Source organism: Pantoea sp. ICBG 1758 (assembly GCF_002928325.1).
Taxonomy (GTDB): Bacteria; Pseudomonadota; Gammaproteobacteria; order Enterobacterales; family Enterobacteriaceae; genus Pantoea; species Pantoea eucrina.
In genome coordinates, this window is the sequence record NZ_POWL01000033.1 from 1 (window position 1) to 224 (window position 224).

At 57.1% G+C, this 224-nt stretch carries 2 rRNA genes; both read right to left on the reverse strand.

The annotated features are described in order from the left end of the window. Window positions 1-85, reverse strand: a 5S ribosomal RNA gene (rrf, locus tag C1Y41_RS19790); the annotation flags it as partial. Between the two features lie 63 nt (window positions 86-148). Next, window positions 149-224 (reverse strand): 23S ribosomal RNA (locus C1Y41_RS19795); the annotation flags it as partial.

The window sequence follows — 224 nt, forward strand, 5'->3', positions numbered from 1 at the left end:
GCCCCACACTACCATCGGCGCTACGGCGTTTCACTTCTGAGTTCGGCATGGGGTCAGGTGGGACCGCCGCGCTGTGGCCGCCAGGCAAATTCTGTTAATCCGGCAAAACAAGCTGAAAATCGGTCTCGCAAAACGCCTCTGGCGTTGTAAGGTTAAGCCTCACGGGTCATTAGTACCGGTTAGCTCAACGCATCGCTGCGCTTACACACCCGGCCTATCAACGT